This window comes from Amycolatopsis plumensis (assembly GCF_042652605.1).
GTDB lineage: Bacteria > Actinomycetota > Actinomycetes > Mycobacteriales > Pseudonocardiaceae > Amycolatopsis > Amycolatopsis plumensis.
In genome coordinates this window covers 5,967,587-5,988,910 of sequence record NZ_JBHSJY010000001.1, presented here as the reverse complement: position 1 = coordinate 5,988,910, position 21,324 = coordinate 5,967,587, and the positions used below count along the sequence as shown (strand labels likewise).

The window sequence follows — 21,324 nt, the reverse complement described above, 5'->3', positions numbered from 1 at the left end:
TCACTCCTTGGCTTCGGCGGGAGCGGGGAGCTCCGCCACGAGGTCCGCGACGATCTCGGAGGGCGTCCGGTCGTCGGTGACGATCTCGACGGTGGCGACCTCGCGGTAGACGGGCACCCGCTCGTCGAGCAGTTTCTTGAAGGTGGCGCGGGGGTTCACCCCGGCCAGCAGCGGCCGCGCACTCGACAGGCCGGTGCGCTGCACCCCCGCCGCGAGGCCGACGTTGAGGAACACGACGGTGTGCTCGGCCAGCCGGGCGCGGGTGCCCGGGGTGAGCGGCGCACCGCCGCCGAGGGAGAGCACGCCCTCGTGCTCCGCCAGCGCGGTGGCGACCGCTTCTTCTTCCAGGGCGCGGAAAGCGGGTTCGCCGTCTTCCGCGAAGATGTCGGAGATGCTGCGGCCGGCGCGGGCGACGATGTCGTCGTCACTGTCCCGGAACGCGACGCCGAGCGCCTCGGCGAGCAGCGGGCCGACGGTGCTCTTGCCCGAGCCGGGCGGCCCGACGATCACCGCGCGAGGACTCACCACCGCTCCTCGAGGGCCTTGAGGTACGCCTCGGCGTTGCGCTTGCTCTCGGCGAGCGAGTCGCCGCCGAACTTCTCGAGCGCGGCGTCGGCGAGGACGAGCGCGACGACGGACTCGAGCACGACCCCCGCGCGGGGCACCGCGCAGACGTCGGAGCGCTGGTGGATCGCAACCGCGGGCTCGCCGGTCTTGACGTCCACTGTGGACAGTGCTTTGGGGACGGTCGAGATCGGCTTCATGGCCACGCGCACGCGCAGCGGTTCGCCGTTGGTGATGCCGCCTTCGAGGCCGCCCGCGCGGTTGGACCGGCGCGTGACGCCGACGGGGCCGGTGCCGCGGTCGATCTCGTCGTGGGCCTGGCTGCCCCAGCGGCGTGCGGTCGTGAAGCCGTCACCGACCTCGACGCCCTTCATCGCCTGGACGCCCATCAGCGCGCCGGCGAGCCGGGCGTCGAGCCGGCGGTCCCAGTGGACGTGCGAGCCGAGGCCCGGCGGGAGGCCGTAGGCGAGGACCTCGATCACGCCGCCGACGGTGTCGCCGGCTTTGCGCACGGCGTCGACCTCGGCGACCATCGCGTCGGTGCCTTCCTGGCTGAAGGAGCGCACCGGGCTCTCGTCGATGGCGGCCAGGTCCCCCGGCTGCGGGAGCGGGCCCTCGGGCGCGTCCGCGCCGCCGATCGAGACGACGTGGCTGAGGATCTCCACGCCGAGCAGCTGCTGGAGGAAGTTGCGGGCCACCGTGCCGAGCGCCGTCCGTGACGCGGTTTCGCGGGCACTCGCCCGCTCCAGGACGGGCCGGGCCTCGTCGAAGCCGTACTTCTGCATGCCGGGCAGGTCCGCATGGCCGGGGCGGGGCCGGGTGAGCGGTTCGTTGCGCGCGAGACCTTCGAGGACCTGCGGGTCGACCGGGTCGGCCGCCATGACCTGCTCCCACTTGGGCCACTCGGCGTTCTCGATGTGGACCGCGACCGGGCCGCCCTGGGTCAGGCCGTGGCGGACGCCGCCGAGGAACTCGATGTGGTCGGTCTCGAAGCCCATCCGCGGGCTCCGGCCGAACCCGAGGCGGCGCCGGGCCAGCTGCTCGGTGACGTCGGCGGTGGTGACGGCAACGCCCGCGGGCATCCCTTCGAGCACGGCGGCCAGCGCGGGTCCGTGCGATTCACCTGCGGTGATCCAGCGCAACATGGGCTCAATCCTGTCACGGGCGCGGTCGGGGCCGGGACATGCCTCCGCTCATCCCGCACCGCGGAAGACCCACCCGCCCCCTTCACGTCCCCAGACGGTCGGCCGACGTCCCCAGAGGGTCGGCCTGCGTACCCAAACGGTCGGCCTGCGTGATCGAAGGGTCGACTCGCGTGATGGGGAGGTCGACACGCGTGATCAGGGGGTCGACACGGCGGGCGCGCCCGTGTCGACTCTCCAATCACGTATGTCGACTGCCTGATCACGTGTGTTGGCTGTTCGGTCACGTGGGTGGTGGCTCATCCGGGGTCCCCTGCGGCCCGGATGAGCCACCGGCTCAGAGGTTCAGCCGGAGCAGGGGCAGGCCGTTCGCCAGGCGGACTTCCAGGGCCGCCAGGTCCGACTGGCGCAACGCCGTGCCGATCGAAAGGCGGGCCGTGTTTTCCGGGATCGCCTTCCAGGTCGCCAGCTGGGTCTCCGTTCCTGAGCGCGAGATTGCCACCAGGAGGTACTCCCCACCGCTGCGGCCGCCGGTGTAGCTGCACGACATGTCGACCTGGGTGCCCCAGTCGAACGCCGCCAGGCGGGCGTCCGCGCGGACCGGGAACTGGCCCAGCGCCGTCATCGCCACCGCGGGCGGCGGCACCGGCAACGGCGCGGGCGGCCGGGACGAGGCCACCACCGCCAGCGCCACGCAGGCCGACACCGCCAGCGCGGCCGACGCGGACGTCACCGCGACCCGGATCCGGCGGCCGCGCCGGACGCGGCGGAGGACCGACGGCAGCAGGTCCGGCGGGGGCGGACCGCCGTCCGGCAGCGAAACCGGCGTGTCCACCCTGGCCAGTAGCCCGGGCAGCCCCGCCAGCTCGCGCACCGAGGCCGCGCACCGGTCGCACGTGCGCAGGTGCTCCTCGAAGCGCTGCCGGTCTTCGGGGGCGAGCGCCCCGAGCACGTATGCGGCGTCGAACGTCGCGAAGGGGTCTTCGCTCACTGGGTCACTCCCCTCTCCTCGAGCACCAGGCGGAGTGCGCGCAGCGCGTAGTGCGTGCGCGACTTGACCGTCCCTTCGGCCACCCCCAGCTTCAGCGCCGCGTCGGCGACCGAATAGCCCTGGAAGTAGCACAGCAGCAGCACCTCGCGGTGCCGTTCCGACAGCTCGGCCAGCGCCTCGGCGACCAGCCAGCCCTGCACCGCGCGGTCGGTGCCGTCGGCGACCACGCGGTCCGGCGGCCGGTCGGTCGGCACCTCCGACCGGGCGGACGCCGACCGCCAGCCGTCGATGGCGATCCGCCGGGCGACCGTGAACAGCCACCCCCGCGCCGAGCCCTGCGACTGGTCCAGCACCGACGGCGACCGCCAGGCCCGCAGCAGCGTCTCCTGGACGACGTCCTCGGCGCGGATCCGGTCGCCGGCGGTCAGGTGCAGGGCGTATGACCACAGCGCGGCCGCGTGTTCCTCGTGCAGCGCACGCATGAGCGCCTCTTCGGCGACGTCCTTCACCGGCGGCCTCAGACCGTCGCGCGGCGCCGGTCCTTCACGAACATCAGCGCCAGGCCGCCCACGATGCAGACCGCCTCCGTGATGACGCCCCAGTACTCCGGCTGGCTGTTGAACTGGTCGTGGTTGCCCATGAACCCGACGGTCGCGGCCAGCACGTACGCGCCGAGCGTCAGCGCCCCGAACCCGACCGCGCCCAGCGCCGGGAGCCAGTGCCGCCAGGCCAGGACGGCGATCGCGAGCACCAGCCCGGCGATCGCGTCGAGCAGGAACAGCGTGCCGGTGATGCCCGAGTACCCCTGCGTCCACAGGAAGTAGTGCACGCCCGCCGAGCCGAGCAGCGCGGCCGCCACGACGATGCGTAGAACCCAACTCACCATGATCGTTCCTCCACTCCACACCCACTCCGGTAGATACACGGAACAGGGGGCGATCCGGTTCACCGGAAATTGAACCGAACGGGTGGCGCTCTCGTTCTTTAGGTCATGACAGCCGAACTGCACTCCCGCCGCACCGTCCTGACCACCGGTGCCGCCGTCGCCGGTGCCGCCGTCGGCGCCGTCGCCCTCACCGCCTGCTCGTCGGATTCGAACGGCAAGTCCGGCACCGCGCAGGCCCCGATCGCCGCCGGGACGCCGCTGGTCGCGCTGGCCGAGGTCCCGGTCGGGCAGGCGAAGGCCGCGAAGGCCCCGGACGGTTCCGACGTGATCGTGGCCCGGACGTCCGAATCGGCCTGCGCCGCGTTCAGCGCCGTGTGCACGCACCAGGGCTGCACCGTCACGCCGAAGGGCGCCGACCTGGTCTGCCCGTGCCACGGTTCGGTGTTCAACGCGCTCACCGGCGAGGTGAAGCAGGGCCCGGCGAACAAGCCGCTGCCGAGCGTGCCGGTCAAGGTCGAGAACGGGAAGGTCGTGACCGGCTGACGAGCCGGGCGCACGCGAACGGGCCCTTGTGGACGATGATCCACAAGGGCCCGTTCGCGCGCTTTTCGGGGGTCCGGGTGGCGAAGCCCCCGGCCCGGGGCGAAGCCCCGGTTGTCACAGTGTGACGGCTGAAACTCAGGCGTCCCAGGAGAACAGCCGGTCGCCGGCGGCGACCTCGCGCTCGGTGTCCAAACCGGACAAAACCTCCGCCGAGGCGTCCAGCGCGACGACCGGGACGATCGCCGAGTAGCCCGCCGCGGTCACCGCCTCCGGGTCCCAGCTGACGACCGGCTGGCCGGCCCGCACCTGCTCGCCCTTGACGACGTGCAGCGTGAAGCCCTCGCCCTTTTCCTTGACCGTGTCGATGCCCAGGTGGACCAGCACGGCCTTGCCGTCCTCGGTCGCGATGACGTAGGCGTGCGGGTGCAGCGTCGCCACCGTGCCGTCGACCGGCGCGACCGCGTCCGACCGGGCGCCCGCGGGCTGCACCGCGATGCCCGGACCCACCATGGCCTGCGCGAACACCGGGTCGGGGACCTCGGTGATCGGCACCACGCGCCCGGCGACCGGGCTGAGGATGTCGAAGCTCACAGCAGGTCCTCGATGTCGCTGGCGATCGTGTCCGCCTCCGGCCCGACGATCACCTGCAGGGCCGTCGACCCCATCTTGACCACGCCCATCGCGCCGGCCTTCTTGAGCGCACCCTCGTCGACGAGGCTCATGTCCTCGACCTCGCAGCGCAGCCGCGTGATGCAGCCCTCGACCTCGGTGAGATTGCCCGCGCCACCGAGTGCCGCCAGGATCTTTTCGGGCCTGTCATCCGCCATCGCGGTCTCCTTGATCGCTGTTTGTTCCCAACCTGACGCGAACCGCGTGTCCACCTGTACTACGCCGATCGTCGGCATGCACGCCGCCGCGGGCCACGAACGGATAACGGTGGTTGACACCCGTCCGCGCGGCGGAGCATCCTGCCCCATCAGATCATTGGTCTAGACCGGAACGTACCAATGTTCCGGGCCGGACGCGAGCACCGGTCCCCGGTGACGTGAGAACGAGGAGGGTGACGCCGATGAGCGCGGCCGCGCACGTCCCGCCGCCCGACAAGGTTGTCAACGGGCCCACGCCCAAGCACGCCCAGCTGCGGGAAATCCTCCGCCGCACGGTGGAGCGCGAGCTCCCGCCGGGTGCGCCGATCCCGTCGGAACGCGAGCTCGCCCAGCGCTACGGCGTGTCGCGGCTCACGGTCCGGTCGGCGATCGGCAAGCTGGTCGAGGAAGGCCTGCTCGCCCGGGTCCGCGGCAAGGGTACCTTCACCGCGGCCCGGCGGATGGAGCTGCAGCTCTACCTGATGTCGTTCACCGACGACATGCGGAGGCGGGGGCTGACCCCGACGACCGAGGTGGTCTCCGCGGCCACCGAGGTGCCGCCCACCGCCTCGGCGCACGCCCTCGGCCTGGCCGAGGGCGCGTCCGCGCACCACCTGGTGCGCCTGCGCCACGCCGACGGCGTGCCACTGGCCGTCGAGCGCGGCTGGTACCACGCGGGCCGGGCCCCCGGCCTGCTCGGGCTCGACCTGACCCAGTCCATCTACGCGCAACTGGCCGAGACGTACGGTGTGCGTCCCGACCGGGCGTGGCAGACGGTCTGGGCCGAAGGCGCGGACCGCGAGACGGCCCGGCTGCTCGGCATGCGTGCCGGCAGCCCGCTGCTCGTGTTCCGGCGGGTCTCCAGCGCGAACGGCGACCCCATCGAAGACATCACGTCCTGGTACCGGGGAGACCACTACCAGGTGACCATGCAGTTGGACCGGAACACCCCGGAGCCCGGTCAACCACCCCACTATGGAGGAACCAGATGAGCACCACCACCGCGGAGGGGGCGAAGAAGAGCGGCGGAGGCCTCGCCGGTCTTCAGCGCTTCGGCCGCAGCCTCATGCTTCCCATCGCCACCCTCCCGGCGGCCGGCTTGCTCAGCCGGCTGGGCCAGCCGGACGTCCTCGGGGCGGACGGCCTGGGCTGGGACAAGGTCGCCGATGTCATCGGTGCGGCGGGCAGTGGCCTCTTCGACTGGCTCCCGCTGCTGTTCGCGATCGGTATCGCGGTCGGCTTCGCCCGCAAGGGTGACGGCTCCACGGCGGTCGCCGCGGCCGTCGGCTGGGTCGTGTTCAACAAGGTCATCCAGGCCATCGCGCCGATCAAGAGCCAGGAAGGCTACAAGCCCGGCTGGGACCTGGCCCCGATCCACTGGCCCTACAGCGTCCTGACCGGCATCGTCTCCGGCATCGTCGCGGCGCTGCTGTGGCAGCGCTTTTACCGGATCAAGCTGCCCGCCTGGCTGGCCTTCTTCGGCGGCCGCCGGTTCGTGCCGATCGTCACCGCGTTCGCGATGATCATCCTCGGCGTCGTCTTCGGCATCGTCTTCAAGTGGGTCGACGCGGGCATCCACAACATCGGCGAGGTCGTCGTCGGCTCCCCGGTGGTCGGTGGCGGGATCTACGGTTTCCTGAACCGCCTGCTCATCCCGGTCGGTCTGCACCAGCTGCTCAACGTCCCGGTGTGGTTCATCTTCGGCGGCGGCGACCTGACCAACTTCTTCAACCACGTGCAGGGCTCGGGCACGTTCATGACCGGCTTCTTCCCGGTGTTCATGTTCGCCCTGCCCGCCGCCGCGCTGGCGATCTGGCAGACCGCCCGCCCGGCGCAGAAGAAGGTCGTCGGCGGTGTGATGATCGCGGCCGCGCTGACCTCGTTCATCACCGGTGTCACCGAGCCGATCGAGTTCTCGTTCATGTTCGTGGCGTGGCCGCTGTACATCTTCCACGCGATCATGACCGGCCTCACCCTCGCCGTGGTGAACGCACTGGGCATCAAGCTCGGCTTCTCCTTCTCCGGCGGCGCGATCGACTTCGCGCTCAACTCGAGCCTGGACACCGCGCACAAGGCGTGGCTGCTCATCCCGATCGGCCTGGTCCTGGCGGTGATCTACTACTTCGTGTTCCGGATCGTCATCACCAAGTGGAACCTGCGCACGCCGGGTCGTGAGGACGACTCGATCGAGGCGGACCTCGAGCGGACTTCCGCGAAGTAACATCTCCACCGACGTAGTACCTGTTTGAGCGAGAGGACGAACATGCCGGAGAAACGCGTCGCCGTGGCCAGCAAGGTGGGGCTGCACGCCCGGCCGGCCGCGCTGGTGGCGAAGGCGGCCGCGGCGCAGCCCGTCGCGGTGCAGATCGCCAAGGCCGGCGGGGACCCGGTGGCCGCCGGCAGCGTGCTCAACCTGATGACGCTGGCCGCCGGCTACGGCGACGAGGTCATCATCAGCGCCGAGGGCGAGGGCGCCGAGGAGGCCGTGGAAGCGGTCGCCCAGCTCGTCGCCACCGACCTCGACGCCTGACGAACCCCCCGCGAAGGCCTCCGCACCGGTCCCCGACACCGGTGCGGGGGCCTTCGTTTCGTAGGGTGGGCGCATGGAGAGCGTGCGCCTGATCGACGAGTGGCCGGTGGACAACGCCGCGACGGCCGTGGTGGCGGCGGACGGGAGCGTCCTGGGCCGCCACGGCGACACCGCGCGGAAGTTCCGGCTCGCCTCGGTCTCCAAGCCGCTGACCGCCTACGCCGCGCTCATCGCGGTCGAGGAAGGCGTGGTCGAGCTCGACACCCCGGCCGGCCCCGAGGGCTCGACCGTGCGGCACCTGCTGGCCCACACCTCCGGGCTCGCCTTCGACGCGCACAAGGCGATGGCCGCGCCGGGCACGCGGCGGCTCTACTCCAACGCCGGGTTCGAGCAGCTGGCCGACGCGCTGGCCGAGCACTCCGGCATCCCCTTCGCGCAATACCAGGCCGAAGCGCTGTTCGCCCCGCTCGGCATGACTTCGACGGCCCTCGACGGCTCGCCCGCGTCCGGCGCCGTGTCCACTGTGGACGACCTGGGCGCCTTCGCCGCCGAACTGCAGGCCCCGAAGCTGCTGGACCCGGCCACCGTCGCCGCGGCGACGGACGTCGTGTTCCCCGGCCTGTCCGGCGTGCTCCCCGGGTTCGGGCACCAGAAGCCCAACGACTGGGGTCTCGGCTTCGAAATCCGCGACCACAAGAGCCCGCACTGGACCGGTGCGCAGAGCTCGCCGCGGACGTTCGGCCACTTCGGCCAGTCGGGCACGTTCCTCTGGGTCGACCCGGACGCGGGCGCGGCCTGCGTCGCGCTGACCGACCGGGCGTTCGGCCCGTGGGCCGCCGAGGTCTGGCCGCGCTACACCGACGCCGTCCTGGCGGACCTCGGCGCGTGAAGCGGGCCTTCCTCGCCGCTCTCCTGCTGCTCACCGCCTGCAGCGCACCCCAGGCGGCGCCCGCACCGACGTCGTCCCCGCCGGCACCCGCGGCTCCCCGGGCGCTCGGCACGAACGGCGCCGCGGTCCCGGTGCTGCACTGGGCGCCCTGCCACGGGTCGTTCCAGTGCGCGGGCGCGGCGGTGCCGCTGAGTTACCGCGACCCGAAGGGCGCCACGATCACGCTGTCGGTGATCCGGCTGCCGTCGACCGACCCGGGACGGCGGCTCGGCTCGCTGTTCTTCAACTTCGGCGGCCCGGGCACCGACGGCGTCGGCGAGCTGACCCGGTTCGCCGCCCGGTACCCGCCGGAGCTGCGGGCCCGGTTCGACCTGGTGAGCTTCGACCCGCGCGGGATCGGCGGGTCTTCGCCGATCAGGTGCCCGGGCGCGGACCACCTGCCGCCGGCCGGGTCGCCGCTGCGGGACCCGGACGCGTTCTTCGCCGCGAGCGCCGCGACGGGCCGTGCCTGCGCGGCCTCGGGTGCCCTGTTGAGCCACCTCTCGACGGCGAACGTGGCCCGCGATCTGGAGCTGCTGCGCCAGGCCGTCGGGGACGTCTCGCTGAACTTCTACGGCTACTCCTACGGCACGTACCTGGGCGGCACGTACGCGAACCTGTTCCCGGACCGGGTCCGCGCGATGACTCTCGACGGCACGCTGGATCTGGTCGCGAACGCCACCGGGAAGCCGGGCCAGGAGCAGCAGCCCGTGGACGTGCGGGCCGACGTCGCCGGGGCCCAACAGCAGGAGCTGGACCAGTTCTTCGCGGTGTGCGCCGCGGCCGGGCCGAAGTGCGCCTTCTCCGCGGGTGACCCGAAGCAGAGGTTCGCCGGGATCTTCGCCCGCGCGTCCCGGGGGCCGGAGGTGGCTTCCCTGATGAAGACGGTCGGCAGCGCGCTGTACCAGTCCGGCCGGTGGAAGCGGCTCGCGCAGACACTGGCCGCGATGCCGGCGGATCCCGGGCCCGCGGTGCCGGTGCTCGACCCGGCCGTGCCGGCGCACTCCCCCGGGTTCCTGGCCGTCCAGTGCGTCGACAGCGACAACCCGCAGTCCCCTGGGGACTACGCCGCCCTCGCCGCCCGGGAGAGCGCGCGCCAGCCGTATTTCGGGTTGAGCGCGGTCTATTCGATGGCGCAGTGCGTCGGCTGGCCGGCGCGCGACGAAGACCGGTACACCGGGCCGTGGAACCGGCCGCGGAAGAACCCGGTCCTGGTGCTGAACAACCGGTTCGACCCGGCGACACCCCTGCACAACGCCGAGGCGACGGCGGCGGAACTGGGCGACGGCCGGGTGCTCGTCGTCGACGGCTACGGCCACACCTCGCTCGACGCCCCGAGCGCGTGCGCTTCGGCGGCCGTGGTGCGGTACCTGACGGACCTGGCCGCCCCGGCGCCCGGGACCACCTGCCCACCGGACACCCAGCCGTTCCCCTGACCCGCTCGTGAGTGGGAAACCGGGTTAGAACACTGTTTCTCACTCACGACCCGCGGTGGCAGGGGGTTCAGCCGAACGGACCCCACCGGCAGGGTCCAAAGACCCTGCCCACGGCCGGGCGCGGGTGGTGTCATCTAAGGGTGCAGGCCCGCCGCAGGGCCGGTGCGGGGACCTCGGGCCCCGGCGGGCCGCACGCCTTCTTCACTCCATCACGCGGATCGGCGATCCCGCCTGGTAGGCGGCGATGTCCTCGACCGCGTCGCCGTAGAAGATCTCGTAGACCTCCCGGGTGACGAAGCCGATGTGCGGCGTCAGGACCGCGTTGTCGAGTGTCCTCAGTGGATGGTCGGCGGGGAACGGCTCGGTGTCGTAGACGTCCAGCGCGGCGGCGCGGATCTCCTTGCGCCGCAACGCGTCCACCAACGCGGCTTCGTCGACGATCGGACCGCGCGAGGTGTTCACCAGCAACGCCGTCGGCTTCATCGCGGCGAGCTCGGCCGCGCCGACCAGGCCGCGGGTGCGCTCACTGAGGACCAGGTGGACGGACAGCACGTCCGAGCGCGCGAAGAGCTCGTCCTTGGTCACCGCGGTGACGCCGTGCGGGTCCGCCTTCTCCTGCGTCAGGTTCTGGCTCCAGGCGATGGTCTCCATCCCGAAGACCTGGCCGATCTTCGCCGCGCCGGCGCCGAGCCTGCCGAGGCCGAGCAGGCCGAGCGTCTTGCCGTGCAGCATGGTGCCGACGCCGGTCTGCCAGCCGCCCTCGCGCATGGAGCGGAACTCCTGCGGCAGGTTCCGCGACGCGGCCAGGATCAGCGCCCAGGTGTGCTCGGCGGTCGGCTCCCCGATGTAGCCGGTGGCGGACACGACGATGCCGGCCCGCCGCGCGGCGGCCACGTCGATGGCCGCGTTCCGCTTGCCCGTGCTGACCAGCAGCTTCAGGTCGGGAAGAGCGCCGAGCACCTCGGCCGGGAACCGGGTGCGCTCGCGCATCGCGACGACGCATTCGAAGCCCTGCAGCTGCTTGACGACGTCGGTGAGGGGTTCGGTGAAGACCGTGATGTCGGCCTTCAGCGAGTCCCAGTCCCCGAAGGTGAGGGCGACGTTCTGGTAGTCGTCGAGAATCGCGATCCGCATGGCCTCACCGTAGTGGCTGCCTCACCCGGCGGCGGGCGGCTCCCCGGGGAAGAGGATGGGGCTGAGCAGGTACCGCGTGCGGTCGGGGGTGGCCGGGTTGGCCAGCCGCGGGAGGATCGCGGCCCGCAGTTCGCCGACCAGGGCGAGCAGCTCGTCCCGGGTCAGCCAGACCGCGTGCTGCTGGTAGCCGACCGGGTCGGCCGAGGGGTCGGCGTCGTCGCGGTCGAGGTAGGCGTTGAACTCGGCGACCAGGGTGGCGACCGCCACGGCGAACCCGCGCCGGTGGTCCTCGGCCGACATCGCCGCGACCGTGCCGGGGTCGACCGACGCCCGGTCCCGGCGCAACCGGTAGTGGCGCTCGACCGCGCCGCGGACCCGGCGTTCCTCGGCCACCTCCAAGACCTCAGCGGCGGCGAGCAGGTCGACGTGCCGGTAGAGCATGGCTTTCGAGACGTCCGGCAGGAGCCCGCCGAGCTGGGCGGTGGTGAGGGTCCGTTCGCCGCGCAGGGCGTGCACGATCCGCAGCCGCACCGGGTGGCCCAGGAGTTCCAAGGTGTCCACCCCCCAATGTTCTCATGTCGTGACAACGTTCGCAAAACACGAGAACGGTGGGGGTCGGACATGACGGATGCAGCGGTGGTCGCCCGGGCGGTCGTCGCCCTGACGGCGACGGGGCGCTTCACGGAAGTCGAGGAGCGGTTCGCGCCGCGGCTGCGGGCGGCGGCGTCGGCCGGGACGCTCCGGGTCGGCTGGGAGACGGAGATCGCGAAGACCGGGCCGGTCCGCGCGGTCGGTACTCCGGTGAGCGAGCCGCCCGCGGCGGGACTGGTCCGGGTGAGCGTGCCGGTGACCTGCGAGCGCGGGGGCCTCACGGTGATCATGTCGGTGGACGACGCCGGCCTGCTGCACGGCCTGCGGCTCGCGCCGCCGTCCGGCACGGCTTGGGAGCCACCGCCCTACGCCGAGCCGGACCGGTTCGCCGAGCACGAGGTCACCGTCGGCGCCGGCCCGCTCTCGGTGCCCGGCACGCTCACCGTGCCCCGGGGGCGGGGCCCGTGGCCGGGGCTGGTGCTGCTGGCGTCGGGGCCCGCCGACCGCGACCTGACGACCGGGTCCAACAAGCCGTTCAAGGACCTGGCGTGGGGGCTGGCCTCCCGGGGCGTCGCGGTCGCCCGGTTCGACAAGGTGACCCACGTCCACCCGGAAACCGGCTCCGCACCCGGCTTCACGATGGCCGACGAGTACGTGCCGCACGCGACCGCCGCCGTCCGCCTGCTGCAGGAGCAGCCGGACGTGGACCCGGCGCGGGTGTTCGTCTCGGGGCTCAGCGGTGGCGGCAAGGCGGCACCGCGGGTCGCGGCCGCCGAGCCGTCGATCGCCGGGGTGATCAGCCTGGCCGGTGACACCCTGCCGCTGCCGCAGGCGGCCGTCCGGGTCGCCCGCTACCTGGCCGAACTGGATCCTGGTCCGGCGACGACGGCGGTGGCCGAGTCGGTCGCGCGGCAGGCGGCGCTGGTCGAAAGCCCCGGCCTGTCACCGGCGACCCCGGCCGCGGACCTGCTGTTCGGCTGGCCGGCCTCGTACTGGCTGGACCTGCGCGACTACGACCCGGTCGTCACCGCCGCCGCACTGGACAAGCCGATGCTCATCCTGCAGGGCGGCCGGGACTACCAGGTGACGGTGGCCGGCGACCTCGCGCACTGGCGGGCGGGCCTGGCCCGGCGGTCCGACGTCACCATCCGCGTCCACGAGGCCGACGACCACCTGTTTTTCCGCGGCGAAGGGCCGTCCACCCCGGCCGCCTACGAGGCACCGCAGCACGTCGATCCGGCCGTGGTGGCCGACATCGCGGACTGGATTTCTTGAACGCGTTCAAAAACTGCGCTACCGTCAGCCTTGAACACGTTCAAAACTGGAGGAACCATGGACCCGATAGTCCTCGCGTACGCGCTCTACCTGCTGATCAGCATTCCGCTGACCGTCCTCGTGGCCCGGACGCTGAGCAAGCACGGCCGCACCTTCCTCACCGAGGTCTTCGCCGACAGCCCCGGCCTGGCCAACGCCGTCAACCAGCTGCTGGTCGTCGGCTTCTACCTGGTCAGCCTCGGCTTCGTGACGCTCTTCCTGACCAGCAGCAGCTTCGTGGTCAGCGCCCGCGACGTCTTCGAAATGCTGTCGGTCAAGATCGGCACGGTCGCGCTGGTGCTCGGCGTCATGCACCTGTTCAACGTGCTGGTTTTCAACGGCATCCGGCGCCGCCACCTGGCTCCGAAGCCGGCCCCGGTGCCGCTCGCCCACCCGGGCGTGCCGCAGGCTCCGCCCTTCCCGGCTCCCTGACGGCGCTAACGTGCAGCGCGTGGCCAAGAGCGAGGAAACGCGGTCCCTGATCGTCACGACCGCGATGCGGCTGTTCACCGAGAACGGCTACGACCGCACGACGATGCGCGCGATCGCCGCCGAGGCGGGCGTCTCCGTCGGGAACGCCTACTACTACTTCTCGTCCAAGGAACAGCTGATCCAGGGCTTCTACGACGAGATGGCCGGGCAGCACCTGGCGACGGCCCGGCGGCTGCTGGACGGCGAAACCGGCTTCGCGGCCCGGCTGAAGGCCGTGCTGCTGTGCTGGCTCGACGTCGCCGAGCCCTACCACCGCTTCGGCACGCAGTTCTTCGTCAACGCGGCCGACCCGGAGTCGCCGCTGAGCCCGTTCAGCGCCGACTCCGCGGCCGCCCGCGAGGCCTCGATCGGCCTCATGCGCGAGGTCGTCGAGGGCTCCGACGTCAAGCTCGATCCGGAGCTGCGGGAACAGCTCCCGGAATTGCTCTGGCTGTTCCAGATGGGCGTGGTGCTGTTCTGGGTCCACGACCGCTCGGCCGGCACGAAACGCAGCCGGTTGCTGGTGGAGCGCAGCGTTCCGCTGCTGGCCCGGCTGGCCGCGCTCTCCCGGCTGCGGGTGTTCCGGCCCGTCAGCCGGGAGATCGTCGACCTGATCCGGGAACTGGCGAAGCGAGAATGAAACCCACTCTCGCACGCCTGCCCGTCATTCCCGGCGGGAAATCACCTCGGTGGCCCCGTTCTTGCTGAACGCGGCCCACAGGTTGAACCCGATGATCGCCACTCCGGCAATCAGCCACAACCAGATGAAACCCCCGGACTTGTTCGCGTTGACGAACCCGAACACCAGGATTGCCACACCGAAAACGGCACCGAAGACGGCCACGGGTTTGGACGGCTTCACTCGGAAAGACGACATTCACCCACCCCAGTTCAGTAAAGTTCCGCGAAAGTGAGAACCGCGGGATGAGTGCCCGGTATCACCCGGTTTCAAACCCGTCCCGCTGCGCCGCGCGGGCGCGTTCGAGGATTTCCTCGACCACCTCCGTCTTGGCGTCGGCGTAGTGCTGGATGTACTTCCACGTCTTCGCGGCCAGCTCTCGCTTCTTCGCCGCGTACAGTTCCCGCTCCTTCGGGTGCGAGCGCAGGCGGTCGCGGAAGAGGCGGTAGCGCGGGGTCTGGCCGTTGCCCGGCGAGTAGACGTGCAGGTTGATGTTCGTGTCCGGGCCCTTGAAGCAGCGGTGCTTCTCCCAGTCCGGCTCGCGGATGACGAGCCGGTAGCCCGCCGCCTCCAGGTCCGGGACGTAGGCGTCCTCGTCGCCGGAATCGGGGACCTCCAGCAGGATGTCGACGATCGGCTTGGCGCACAGGCCGGGTACCGACGTCGAGCCGACGTGCTCCAGCACGAGCACCCGCTCCCCCAGCACCCCCCGGATCCGCTCGGCTTCACGCTCGAAGAGCCGCGGCCACTCCGGGTCGTAGTCCGCGAGCGTGACGGTCGAGTTCAGCTTCGGTGCTTCGCCGACCCACGCACTCTGGACCTCTTCGTCGCTCAACGCGTCTTGACTGGTCATTCCGGTAGACCCCCTTCAGCAAGGCAGTCGACCAGATTATCAACGCGCGCAACCGGTTTATTCGATCGGCAGCGGCAGCAGGTTCCCGGTCGCTTCGCGCAGCGCGTCGCGCATCGCCGCCCGCGGGGCCGGGCGGCCGGTGAAGTGCTCGGCCTGGCCGAACGCCTGGTGCAGCAGCATGTCCAGCCCGGTCGCCAGCCGGCCGCCGCGCGCCGCGACCGCTTCGGCCAGCGGTGTCGGCCACGGGTGGTAGATGACGTCGAGGACGTGCTCGACCTCCGCCAGCTCGGCCGCGTGCGCCGCGACCGCGTCCGGCGGGACGGTGTTCACCAGCACCGCCGCGGACCCCAGGGCCGCGAAGTCCGTGTCGGCCCAGCGCAGGACGTCGACGTCGAGCGCCGCCCGCTTCGCCGCGTCGAGGGTTTCGCCGGCCCGGGCGGGTTCGCGCACGACCAGCCGCACCTGCCGGACACCGAGCGCGGCGAGGCCGACGACCGCCGCCGCCGCGGTGCCGCCCGCGCCGAGCACCACCGCGGTGTCCGCCGGGGACGGCTCGTAGCCGCCCGCGGCGCGCAGCGCGCCGGTGACACCCTCGACGTCGGTGCAGTCCGCGAGCCAGCCCCGCGCGGTGCGGACCAGCGTGTTGGCCGCGCCGACGGCGGCCGCGCGCGGCGTCACCTCGTCCGCGTGGTCCAGTGCCGCGCGCTTGCCCGGCATGGTGACCGATAGCCCGGCCCACTCCGGGCCGAGGCCGCCGACCAGGGCCGGCAGCTCCTCGGCGCTCGTCTCGATCCGCTCGTAGGTCCAGCCGGTCAGGCCGAGCGCGGCGAACGCGGCGCCGTGCAGCACCGGCGACAGCGAGTGCGCCACCGGCTTCCCGAGCACGGCGGCCTTGCGCGGCTCAGATGACACCGCGTGCCCTGGCCAGATCGCGGTTGCGGTTGTGCTCGTCGTTGGTGACCGCGAAGCAGGACAAGCCGTTCTTCTCGCACTTGACGAAGTACACCCAGTCGCCGTCCGGCGGCTTCACCGCGGCCTTGATCGCGTCCACGCTCGCCACCGCGATGGGCGTCGGCGGCAGCCCGGTGTTCTTGTAGGTGTTGTAGGCACCGGACTTCGCCCGCTCGCCTTCGTCGGTGAGCAGCGTCGGCCGGTCGAGCACGTAGTTGACGGTCGAGTCCATCTGCAGCCGCATATTGATCTTCAGCCGGTTGTAGATGACCCGCGAGAGCTTGCCGAAGTCGGCCTTCACCGCCTCGCGTTCGATGATCGAGGCGATGATCAGCGTCTGGTACGGCGTCATCCCGGGACCGGCCGACTGCGGGGTCAGCCCGGCGTTCTGGATCGCCTCGGCCGAGCTGCGCACCAGCTGCGTGAGGATCTCCTGCGCGGTGGACCCGGGCTTGACGTCGTAGACGCCGGGCGCGATCAGGCCCTCCAGCCTGCGATCCTTGCGGTCGGCCTTGTTCGCGGGCTCGATCGCCCAGTCCGGCACGCCGAGCTGCTTGAGGTCCGCCGCGTCGACGGCCTTGCGCAGGTCGTCCGCCGAGACGCAGGTGCTCTTGCCGTTGAGCTGCGCGCAGGACGCCTTCGCCATCAGGCTGTACACGCCGGGCGTGACCTTGCCGTCGGGCTGGGTGATGTCGTCGAACTGCGTGTACGGCCGGATCTCCAGCTGGCCGACGCGGGCGGCCGCGTCGGTGATCCGGTCGACCGCGCTGGCCCCGGACATGTGCGACTTCATGACGTAAAAGCCGTGCTGGACCCGGGCGAGCTTGGGGTTGCCCTCGCCGGCCTTGACGAACGCCTTGGTGCTGGCGACCACGCCCGCGGTGGTGAGCTTCGCGCCGATCGCCGACGTCGTGTCGCCGTCGTCGACCTGGAACACCACGTCGTCGGTGCCGGCCCCGTCGAAGTCCTCGTAGCCGAAGAACTTGTTGAAGCCGTACCAGGCACCGCCCGCGAGCAGGGCGATCACCGCGATCGCGGCGATCCAGCCGAGCGCGCGCTTGCCCTTCTTCTTCCGCGGCCGTCCGGGCTCTTCGTCGTAGTCGTCGTATCCCGACTCGTCGTACTCCGACTCGTCGTAGTCCTCGTAGTCGCCGTACTCGTCGTAGTCCGCGTACTCGTCGTCTTCGGCGAAGAGCTCGGGCTCCTCCTGCGGCGCGCGCGGCGGTTCGGCCGGGGGCGGCGGGGCCAGCGCGGGCAGGACGTCGGTCACCGGCTCGTCGCGCACGGGCGGGGCCGGCGGGCGGCGGCGCGGCTCGGCGCCGGGTTCGGGCACGCCCGCGGAGCGGTCACCCGGCTGGCCGGGCCGCCGGGCGGGCGGTTCGGCGTCGGGGGACGGCGCCGCGCGGCGCCGTCGCGGATCGGCGGCTTCGGCCGCCTCGGGAGCGACGCGGCGGCGGCCGGGTGCCCCGGCGGCCTCCCCCGGCTCGGGAGCGGGGCCACGACGGCCCGGCTCGACCGGCTCCGCATCGGCGCGACGCCGTCGTGAAGGCGGCTCGGCCGCATCCGGATCGGCGCGGCGCCGTCTCGAAGGCGGTGGTTCGACCGGCTCCACCGCGTCCACATCGGCACGCCGCCGTCTCGAAGGGGGAGGCTCGACCGGCTCGGCCGCGTCCGCATCGGCGCGCCGCCGTCTCGACGGCGGCGGCTCGACCGGCTCGGCGGCCTCCCGATCGGTGCGGCGCCGCCGTGCGGGCGCCGGCTCAATGCGCTCGGGCGCGGCGCGCCGCTGGGGTGGCCGGTCCTCGGCCTCGTCAGGGCCCGGTGCCGGCCGGCGACGGCGGCCGGACGGCGGCTCGATCTCGGAGCCCTCGTCGAGCCCGTGGCGGGCGCGGGCGGCGCGGGCCGGAGCGGCCCGCCGCTCCTGCGGGTCGAGGTCGGCGTCGGCCGAGGGCAGGGTGGCCGGAGGTTCGAGGCGGCGACGGCCGGGCTGCGGTGCGTCGCGACGCGGGTCGTAGGCCTGGTCCGCGGGCCGGGCCCGGCGGGAGGGCTGGGGCAGGTCGTACTCACCGCTGGGGGCCTGCCCGCGGCGGGGCGGGAGCTCGTGCTGCCCGCTCGGGCTGCGGCGCGCGTCCGCGGTCCGCGGGTCGGCGCGGCGCGGTGCGGGCCGGGACGGCGGCGGGGTGGCCGCTTCCGGCTCGCGCAGTCGCCGGCGCCCGCGTGCGGGCTCGGGTGGCTGCTCGTTCATCGGTCTCCCTCCCGGGCGCGGTGCGCAGCGGCGGCGTCGATCCAGGCCTGCAGGATCTCGACGGCGGCGGCCTGGTCGACCACCGCACGCTGCTTGCGGCCTTTGACCCCGCGCTGGGAGAGGATGCGGGATGCGGTGACCGTGGTCAGCCGCTCGTCGCCCAGCCGGACCGGCACGGGCGCTATCCGCCCGGCCAGGCGTTCAGAATACGCGATCGCCAGCTCGGCCGCCGGACCCTGCCGGTTGGCGAGGGTTCTCGGCAGGCCCACGATCACTTCGACCACCTCGTGCTCAGTGACGAGGGCGGCCAGCTGGTCCAGGTCAGTGTCGTCGGTCGCATCGCGGGAGAGGGTAACCAATGGCGAGGCGAGCAGGGGGGCCGGATCGCTCAGCGCCACTCCGACCCGGACGGATCCGACATCCACTCCGAGCCGACGGCCGCGGCCCGGATCGCCCACGCCGGGGCGGTCCGGACCGCGGTTTCCGCGGTTAACCAATGCCGGCAATCGCCGCGCGCAAGGCCGTGGCCGCCTCGGCCGCGCCGGCCGGGTTCGTGCCACCGCCCTGGGCCATGTCGGGCTTGCCGCCGCCCCGGCCGCCGATCTTCTCGGCGAACGACGGGACCAGCTTGCCCGCGGCCACACCCTTGTCGCGGGCCGCTTCGGTCGTCGCGACGACGAAGCTCAGCTTGTCGCCGGACGGCGAGAACAGCGCCACGACACCCGGCCGGGTGCCGAGGCGGCCGCGGATGTCCGAAGCCAGCGCGCGCAGGCCGTTGCCGTCGACGTCGGGCACGACCTCGGCCACGACGGAGAAGCCGCCGATCTCCTCGGCCTTGCCCGCCAGCGCGCCCGCCGAGCCCAGCACCTGCTGGGTCTTGAGCTGGGCGATCTCCTTCTCGGCGTTCTTCAGCCGGGTCAGGACGTCGTCGATGCGGCCCGGCAGGTGGTCCGAGGGCACCTTGAAGGTGTTCGCCAGCTGCGACACCAGCAGCTGCTCCTTGCGGACGTACTTCAGCGCGTCCGTGCCGACCAGCGCCTCGACGCGGTGCACGCCCGAGCCGATGGAGGCGTCGGAGACGAGCTTGACCAGGCCGAGCTGACCGATCCGGTCGACGTGCGTGCCACCGCAGAGCTCGCGGGAGTAGTCGCCCATGTCGACCACGCGGACGTCGTTGCCGTACTTCTCGCCGAACAGCGCGACCGCGCCGAGCTCGAGGGCCTTGTCCTTGGTCGTGGTGTAGCTCTGCACCTCGACGTTGGTCTGGAGGTAGTCGTTGACCTCCTCCTCGACCTCGGTCAGCACGTCGGACGAGACCGAGCCGGGCGTGGTGAAGTCGAACCGCATGCGGCCCGGCGAGTTCAGCGAACCCGCCTGCGCCGCGCGCTTGCCGTACGCGCCGCGGACGGCCGCGTGCACCAGGTGCGTCGCGGAGTGCGAACGCTCGATGGACAGGCGGCGGTGCGCGTCGACCGAGCCGGTGACCTTGGAGTCCAGGCCGACCTCGCCGTCGACGACCTCGACGCGGTGCACGTACAGGCCGGGCACGATCTTCTGGACGTCCAGGACCTTCAGCTCGACGCCGTCGCCGAGCAGGACGCCGGTGTCGGCGACCTGGCCGCCGCTTTCGGCGTAGAACGGCGTCCGGTCGAGGACCAGCTCCGCCTTCTTGCCCGCGGAGACGCTGCGGACCGGCTGCCCGTCTTCGAGCAGCGCGACGACCTTCGCCTCGGCCTGCAGGTCGGTGTAGCCGAGGAACTCGGTCTCGCCGTGCTGCTCCAGGACCTTGCGGTATTCGGACAGGTCGCCGTGGCCGGTCTTGCGGGCCGCCGCGTCGGCCTTCGCGCGGGTCCGCTGCTCGTTCATGAGCGTGCGGAAGCCCTCTTCGTCGACGGTCAGGCCCTGCTCGGCCGCCATCTCGAGGGTGAGGTCGATCGGGAAGCCGTAGGTGTCGTGCAGCTGGAACGCCTTGTCGCCGGCCAGCACGTCGCCGCCGCCGCGCTTGGTCTCCTCGGCCGCCAGGTCGAAGATGCGCGAACCGCTCGTGAGAGTCGAGAGGAAGGCCTCCTCCTCGATCCGGACGACCTCGTTGATGCGGTCGAAGCCGGAGACCAGCTCGGGGTAGGTCGGGCCCATGGTGTCGCGCACGACCTTCGCGAACTCCTGCAGCACCGGCTCGTGCACGCCCAGCAGGCGCGAGGAGCGGATGATGCGGCGCAGCAGGCGGCGCAGCACGTAGCCGCGGCCGTCGTTGCCCGGGGTGACGCCGTCGCCGATGAGCATGACGCCGGTGCGGGCGTGGTCGGCGATGACGCGGAAGCGGACGTCGTCGGCGTGGTTGCTGCCGTAGCGGCGGCCCGAGAACTCCTCCGCGCGGCCGATCACCGGGCGCACGAGGTCGGTCTCGTAGACGTTCTCGACGCCCTGCAGGATGGTCGCGACGCGCTCGACGCCCATGCCGGTGTCGATGTTCTTCTTCGGCAGCTCGCCGATCGGCGGGTGGCCGAGCTTGGGGCTCAGGTCGCCGCGGACGTCCTGCATGAAGACGAGGTTCCAGATCTCGATGTAGCGGTCCTCGTCGGCGACCGGGCCGCCCTCGCGGCCGTACGCCGGGCCGCGGTCGTAGTAGATCTCCGAGCAGGGGCCGCCGGGACCGGGCACGCCCATGTCCCAGTAGTTGTCCTTGCCGTCGCGGGCCTGGATGCGCTCGCCGGGCAGCCCGGTGAGCTTGCGCCACAGGCCGGCCGCTTCGGAGTCGTCGTTGTAGACGGTCGCCCAGATGCGGTCCGGGTCGAGGCCGAAGCCGCCTTCGCTCTGGGGCTTGGTGATCAGCTCCCAGGCCGCCTCGATGGCGCCTTCCTTGAAGTAGTCGCCGAAGGAGAAGTTGCCGGCCATCTGGAAGAACGTGTTGTGCCGGGTGGTCTTGCCGACCTCGTCGATGTCCGGCGTGCGCACGCACTTCTGCACGGAGGTCGCGCGCGGGTACGGCGGCGGTGCCTCACCGAGGAAGTACGGCTTGAACTGCACCATGCCGGCGTTGACGAACAGCAGGTTCGGGTCGTCGAGGATCAGCGGCGCGCTGGGCACGCGCGTGTGGCCGCGGCCTTCGAAATGGCGCAGGAAACGGTCGGTGATTTCGTGAGTGTCCACGGGTCAGTCCTTGTGGCTGTGGTTCGGCAGCGGAGTGGCGGCGACGGCGG

At 72.1% G+C, this 21,324-nt stretch carries 23 protein-coding genes and 1 pseudogene; 9 read left to right on the top strand and 15 right to left on the bottom strand.

Annotation, left to right across the window (positions count from 1 at the left end; translation table 11 throughout):
- The 5 genes from ACFPLC_RS29280 to ACFPLC_RS29260 all read right to left on the bottom strand — a co-directional run bounded on the left by ACFPLC_RS29280 (nt 1) and on the right by ACFPLC_RS29260 (nt 3,583).
- Nucleotides 1-525, bottom strand: a complete 525-nt coding sequence (locus ACFPLC_RS29280) for a shikimate kinase (protein WP_378190873.1) — start codon at nt 523-525, stop codon at nt 1-3.
- Complete coding sequence (gene aroC, locus ACFPLC_RS29275) at nt 522-1,709, bottom strand: chorismate synthase (protein ID WP_378190875.1); 1,188 nt, start codon at nt 1,707-1,709, stop codon at nt 522-524. The genes ACFPLC_RS29280 and aroC overlap by 4 nt, the downstream gene beginning before the upstream one ends.
- A 334-nt stretch (nt 1,710-2,043) precedes the next feature.
- Complete coding sequence (locus ACFPLC_RS29270; RefSeq protein ID WP_378190877.1) at nt 2,044-2,697, bottom strand: anti-sigma factor family protein; 654 nt, start codon at nt 2,695-2,697, stop codon at nt 2,044-2,046.
- On the bottom strand, nt 2,694-3,206 hold the full coding sequence (locus tag ACFPLC_RS29265; protein WP_191316494.1) for a sigma-70 family RNA polymerase sigma factor: 513 nt from the start codon (nt 3,204-3,206) through the stop codon (nt 2,694-2,696). The genes ACFPLC_RS29270 and ACFPLC_RS29265 overlap by 4 nt, the downstream gene beginning before the upstream one ends.
- A gap of 8 nt (nt 3,207-3,214) precedes the next feature.
- Nucleotides 3,215-3,583, bottom strand: coding sequence for a hypothetical protein (locus ACFPLC_RS29260; protein ID WP_191316495.1), 369 nt, complete (start codon nt 3,581-3,583; stop codon nt 3,215-3,217).
- A gap of 105 nt (nt 3,584-3,688) precedes the next feature.
- Between ACFPLC_RS29260 and ACFPLC_RS29255 the strand changes: the two genes are divergently transcribed.
- Nucleotides 3,689-4,126 carry a QcrA and Rieske domain-containing protein gene (locus ACFPLC_RS29255; protein ID WP_191316496.1) on the top strand — a complete coding sequence of 146 codons (438 nt, stop codon included), beginning with the start codon at nt 3,689-3,691 and terminating at the stop codon, nt 4,124-4,126.
- A gap of 135 nt (nt 4,127-4,261) precedes the next feature.
- On the opposite strand, the gene ACFPLC_RS29250 is transcribed toward ACFPLC_RS29255, so the two are convergent.
- Both ACFPLC_RS29250 and ACFPLC_RS29245 read right to left on the bottom strand, forming a co-directional pair.
- Nucleotides 4,262-4,717, bottom strand: coding sequence for a PTS sugar transporter subunit IIA (locus ACFPLC_RS29250; protein ID WP_378190880.1), 456 nt, complete (start codon nt 4,715-4,717; stop codon nt 4,262-4,264).
- A complete protein-coding gene (locus tag ACFPLC_RS29245) occupies nt 4,714-5,031 on the bottom strand; it encodes a PTS sugar transporter subunit IIB (protein ID WP_378236285.1) in 318 nt (105 codons plus the stop codon). Before ACFPLC_RS29245 ends, ACFPLC_RS29250 begins: the two co-directional genes overlap by 4 nt.
- Nucleotides 5,032-5,195: 164 nt before the next feature.
- Between ACFPLC_RS29245 and ACFPLC_RS29240 the strand changes: the two genes are divergently transcribed.
- The 5 genes from ACFPLC_RS29240 (at nt 5,196) to ACFPLC_RS29220 (ending at nt 9,886) form a co-directional block, all read left to right on the top strand.
- On the top strand, nt 5,196-5,984 hold the full coding sequence (locus ACFPLC_RS29240; RefSeq protein WP_191316498.1) for a GntR family transcriptional regulator: 789 nt from the start codon (nt 5,196-5,198) through the stop codon (nt 5,982-5,984).
- A complete protein-coding gene (locus tag ACFPLC_RS29235) occupies nt 5,981-7,213 on the top strand; it encodes a PTS transporter subunit EIIC (RefSeq protein WP_191316499.1) in 1,233 nt (410 codons plus the stop codon). The genes ACFPLC_RS29240 and ACFPLC_RS29235 overlap by 4 nt, the downstream gene beginning before the upstream one ends.
- A gap of 42 nt (nt 7,214-7,255) precedes the next feature.
- Nucleotides 7,256-7,522, top strand: a complete 267-nt coding sequence (locus tag ACFPLC_RS29230; protein WP_043789650.1) for an HPr family phosphocarrier protein — start codon at nt 7,256-7,258, stop codon at nt 7,520-7,522.
- Between the two features lie 73 nt (nt 7,523-7,595).
- Nucleotides 7,596-8,411: a serine hydrolase domain-containing protein gene (locus ACFPLC_RS29225; RefSeq protein WP_378190886.1), complete on the top strand. Its 816-nt coding sequence runs from the start codon at nt 7,596-7,598 to the stop codon at nt 8,409-8,411.
- Nucleotides 8,408-9,886 (top strand): alpha/beta hydrolase, encoded by a 1,479-nt coding sequence (locus ACFPLC_RS29220; RefSeq protein WP_378190888.1) that lies wholly within the window; start codon nt 8,408-8,410, stop codon nt 9,884-9,886. Before ACFPLC_RS29225 ends, ACFPLC_RS29220 begins: the two co-directional genes overlap by 4 nt.
- 201 nt (nt 9,887-10,087) lie before the next feature.
- Here ACFPLC_RS29220 and ACFPLC_RS29215 read toward each other — a convergent pair whose 3' ends face one another.
- Nucleotides 10,088-11,020: a D-2-hydroxyacid dehydrogenase family protein gene (locus ACFPLC_RS29215; RefSeq protein WP_378190891.1), complete on the bottom strand. Its 933-nt coding sequence runs from the start codon at nt 11,018-11,020 to the stop codon at nt 10,088-10,090.
- A gap of 21 nt (nt 11,021-11,041) precedes the next feature.
- Nucleotides 11,042-11,581 (bottom strand): helix-turn-helix domain-containing protein, encoded by a 540-nt coding sequence (locus tag ACFPLC_RS29210; RefSeq protein WP_378190893.1) that lies wholly within the window; start codon nt 11,579-11,581, stop codon nt 11,042-11,044.
- A 60-nt stretch (nt 11,582-11,641) separates the two neighbouring features.
- Here ACFPLC_RS29210 and ACFPLC_RS29205 point away from each other — a divergent pair, with 60 nt between their 5' ends.
- The 3 genes from ACFPLC_RS29205 to ACFPLC_RS29195 are packed head-to-tail and all read left to right on the top strand — an operon-like array spanning nt 11,642 to nt 14,036.
- Entirely contained in the window at nt 11,642-12,886 is a 1,245-nt protein-coding gene (locus ACFPLC_RS29205; RefSeq protein WP_378190895.1) for an alpha/beta hydrolase family protein, read from the top strand.
- Between the two features lie 57 nt (nt 12,887-12,943).
- Nucleotides 12,944-13,357 carry a hypothetical protein gene (locus ACFPLC_RS29200; RefSeq protein ID WP_191316505.1) on the top strand — a complete coding sequence of 138 codons (414 nt, stop codon included), beginning with the start codon at nt 12,944-12,946 and terminating at the stop codon, nt 13,355-13,357.
- A 19-nt stretch (nt 13,358-13,376) separates the two neighbouring features.
- Nucleotides 13,377-14,036 (top strand): TetR family transcriptional regulator, encoded by a 660-nt coding sequence (locus tag ACFPLC_RS29195; protein ID WP_378190897.1) that lies wholly within the window; start codon nt 13,377-13,379, stop codon nt 14,034-14,036.
- A gap of 24 nt (nt 14,037-14,060) precedes the next feature.
- On the opposite strand, the gene ACFPLC_RS29190 is transcribed toward ACFPLC_RS29195, so the two are convergent.
- The 6 genes and pseudogenes from ACFPLC_RS29190 to alaS form a co-directional block, all read right to left on the bottom strand.
- A complete protein-coding gene (locus tag ACFPLC_RS29190) occupies nt 14,061-14,273 on the bottom strand; it encodes a hypothetical protein (RefSeq protein WP_378190899.1) in 213 nt (70 codons plus the stop codon).
- Nucleotides 14,274-14,346: 73 nt separating this feature from the next.
- A pseudogene (locus tag ACFPLC_RS29185) lies at nt 14,347-14,928 on the bottom strand (GrpB family protein); the annotation flags it as partial.
- 57 nt (nt 14,929-14,985) lie between these two features.
- Nucleotides 14,986-15,813, bottom strand: a complete 828-nt coding sequence (locus ACFPLC_RS29180) for a shikimate dehydrogenase (RefSeq protein ID WP_378190928.1) — start codon at nt 15,811-15,813, stop codon at nt 14,986-14,988.
- A gap of 16 nt (nt 15,814-15,829) precedes the next feature.
- Nucleotides 15,830-18,124 (bottom strand): endolytic transglycosylase MltG, encoded by a 2,295-nt coding sequence (gene mltG / locus ACFPLC_RS29175; protein WP_378235964.1) that lies wholly within the window; start codon nt 18,122-18,124, stop codon nt 15,830-15,832.
- Entirely contained in the window at nt 18,121-18,582 is a 462-nt protein-coding gene (gene ruvX, locus ACFPLC_RS29170; RefSeq protein WP_191316309.1) for a Holliday junction resolvase RuvX, read from the bottom strand. The genes mltG and ruvX overlap by 4 nt, the downstream gene beginning before the upstream one ends.
- 31 nt (nt 18,583-18,613) lie before the next feature.
- Entirely contained in the window at nt 18,614-21,274 is a 2,661-nt protein-coding gene (alaS, locus tag ACFPLC_RS29165; RefSeq protein WP_378208118.1) for an alanine--tRNA ligase, read from the bottom strand.
- Nucleotides 21,275-21,324: the final 50 nt, after the last annotated feature.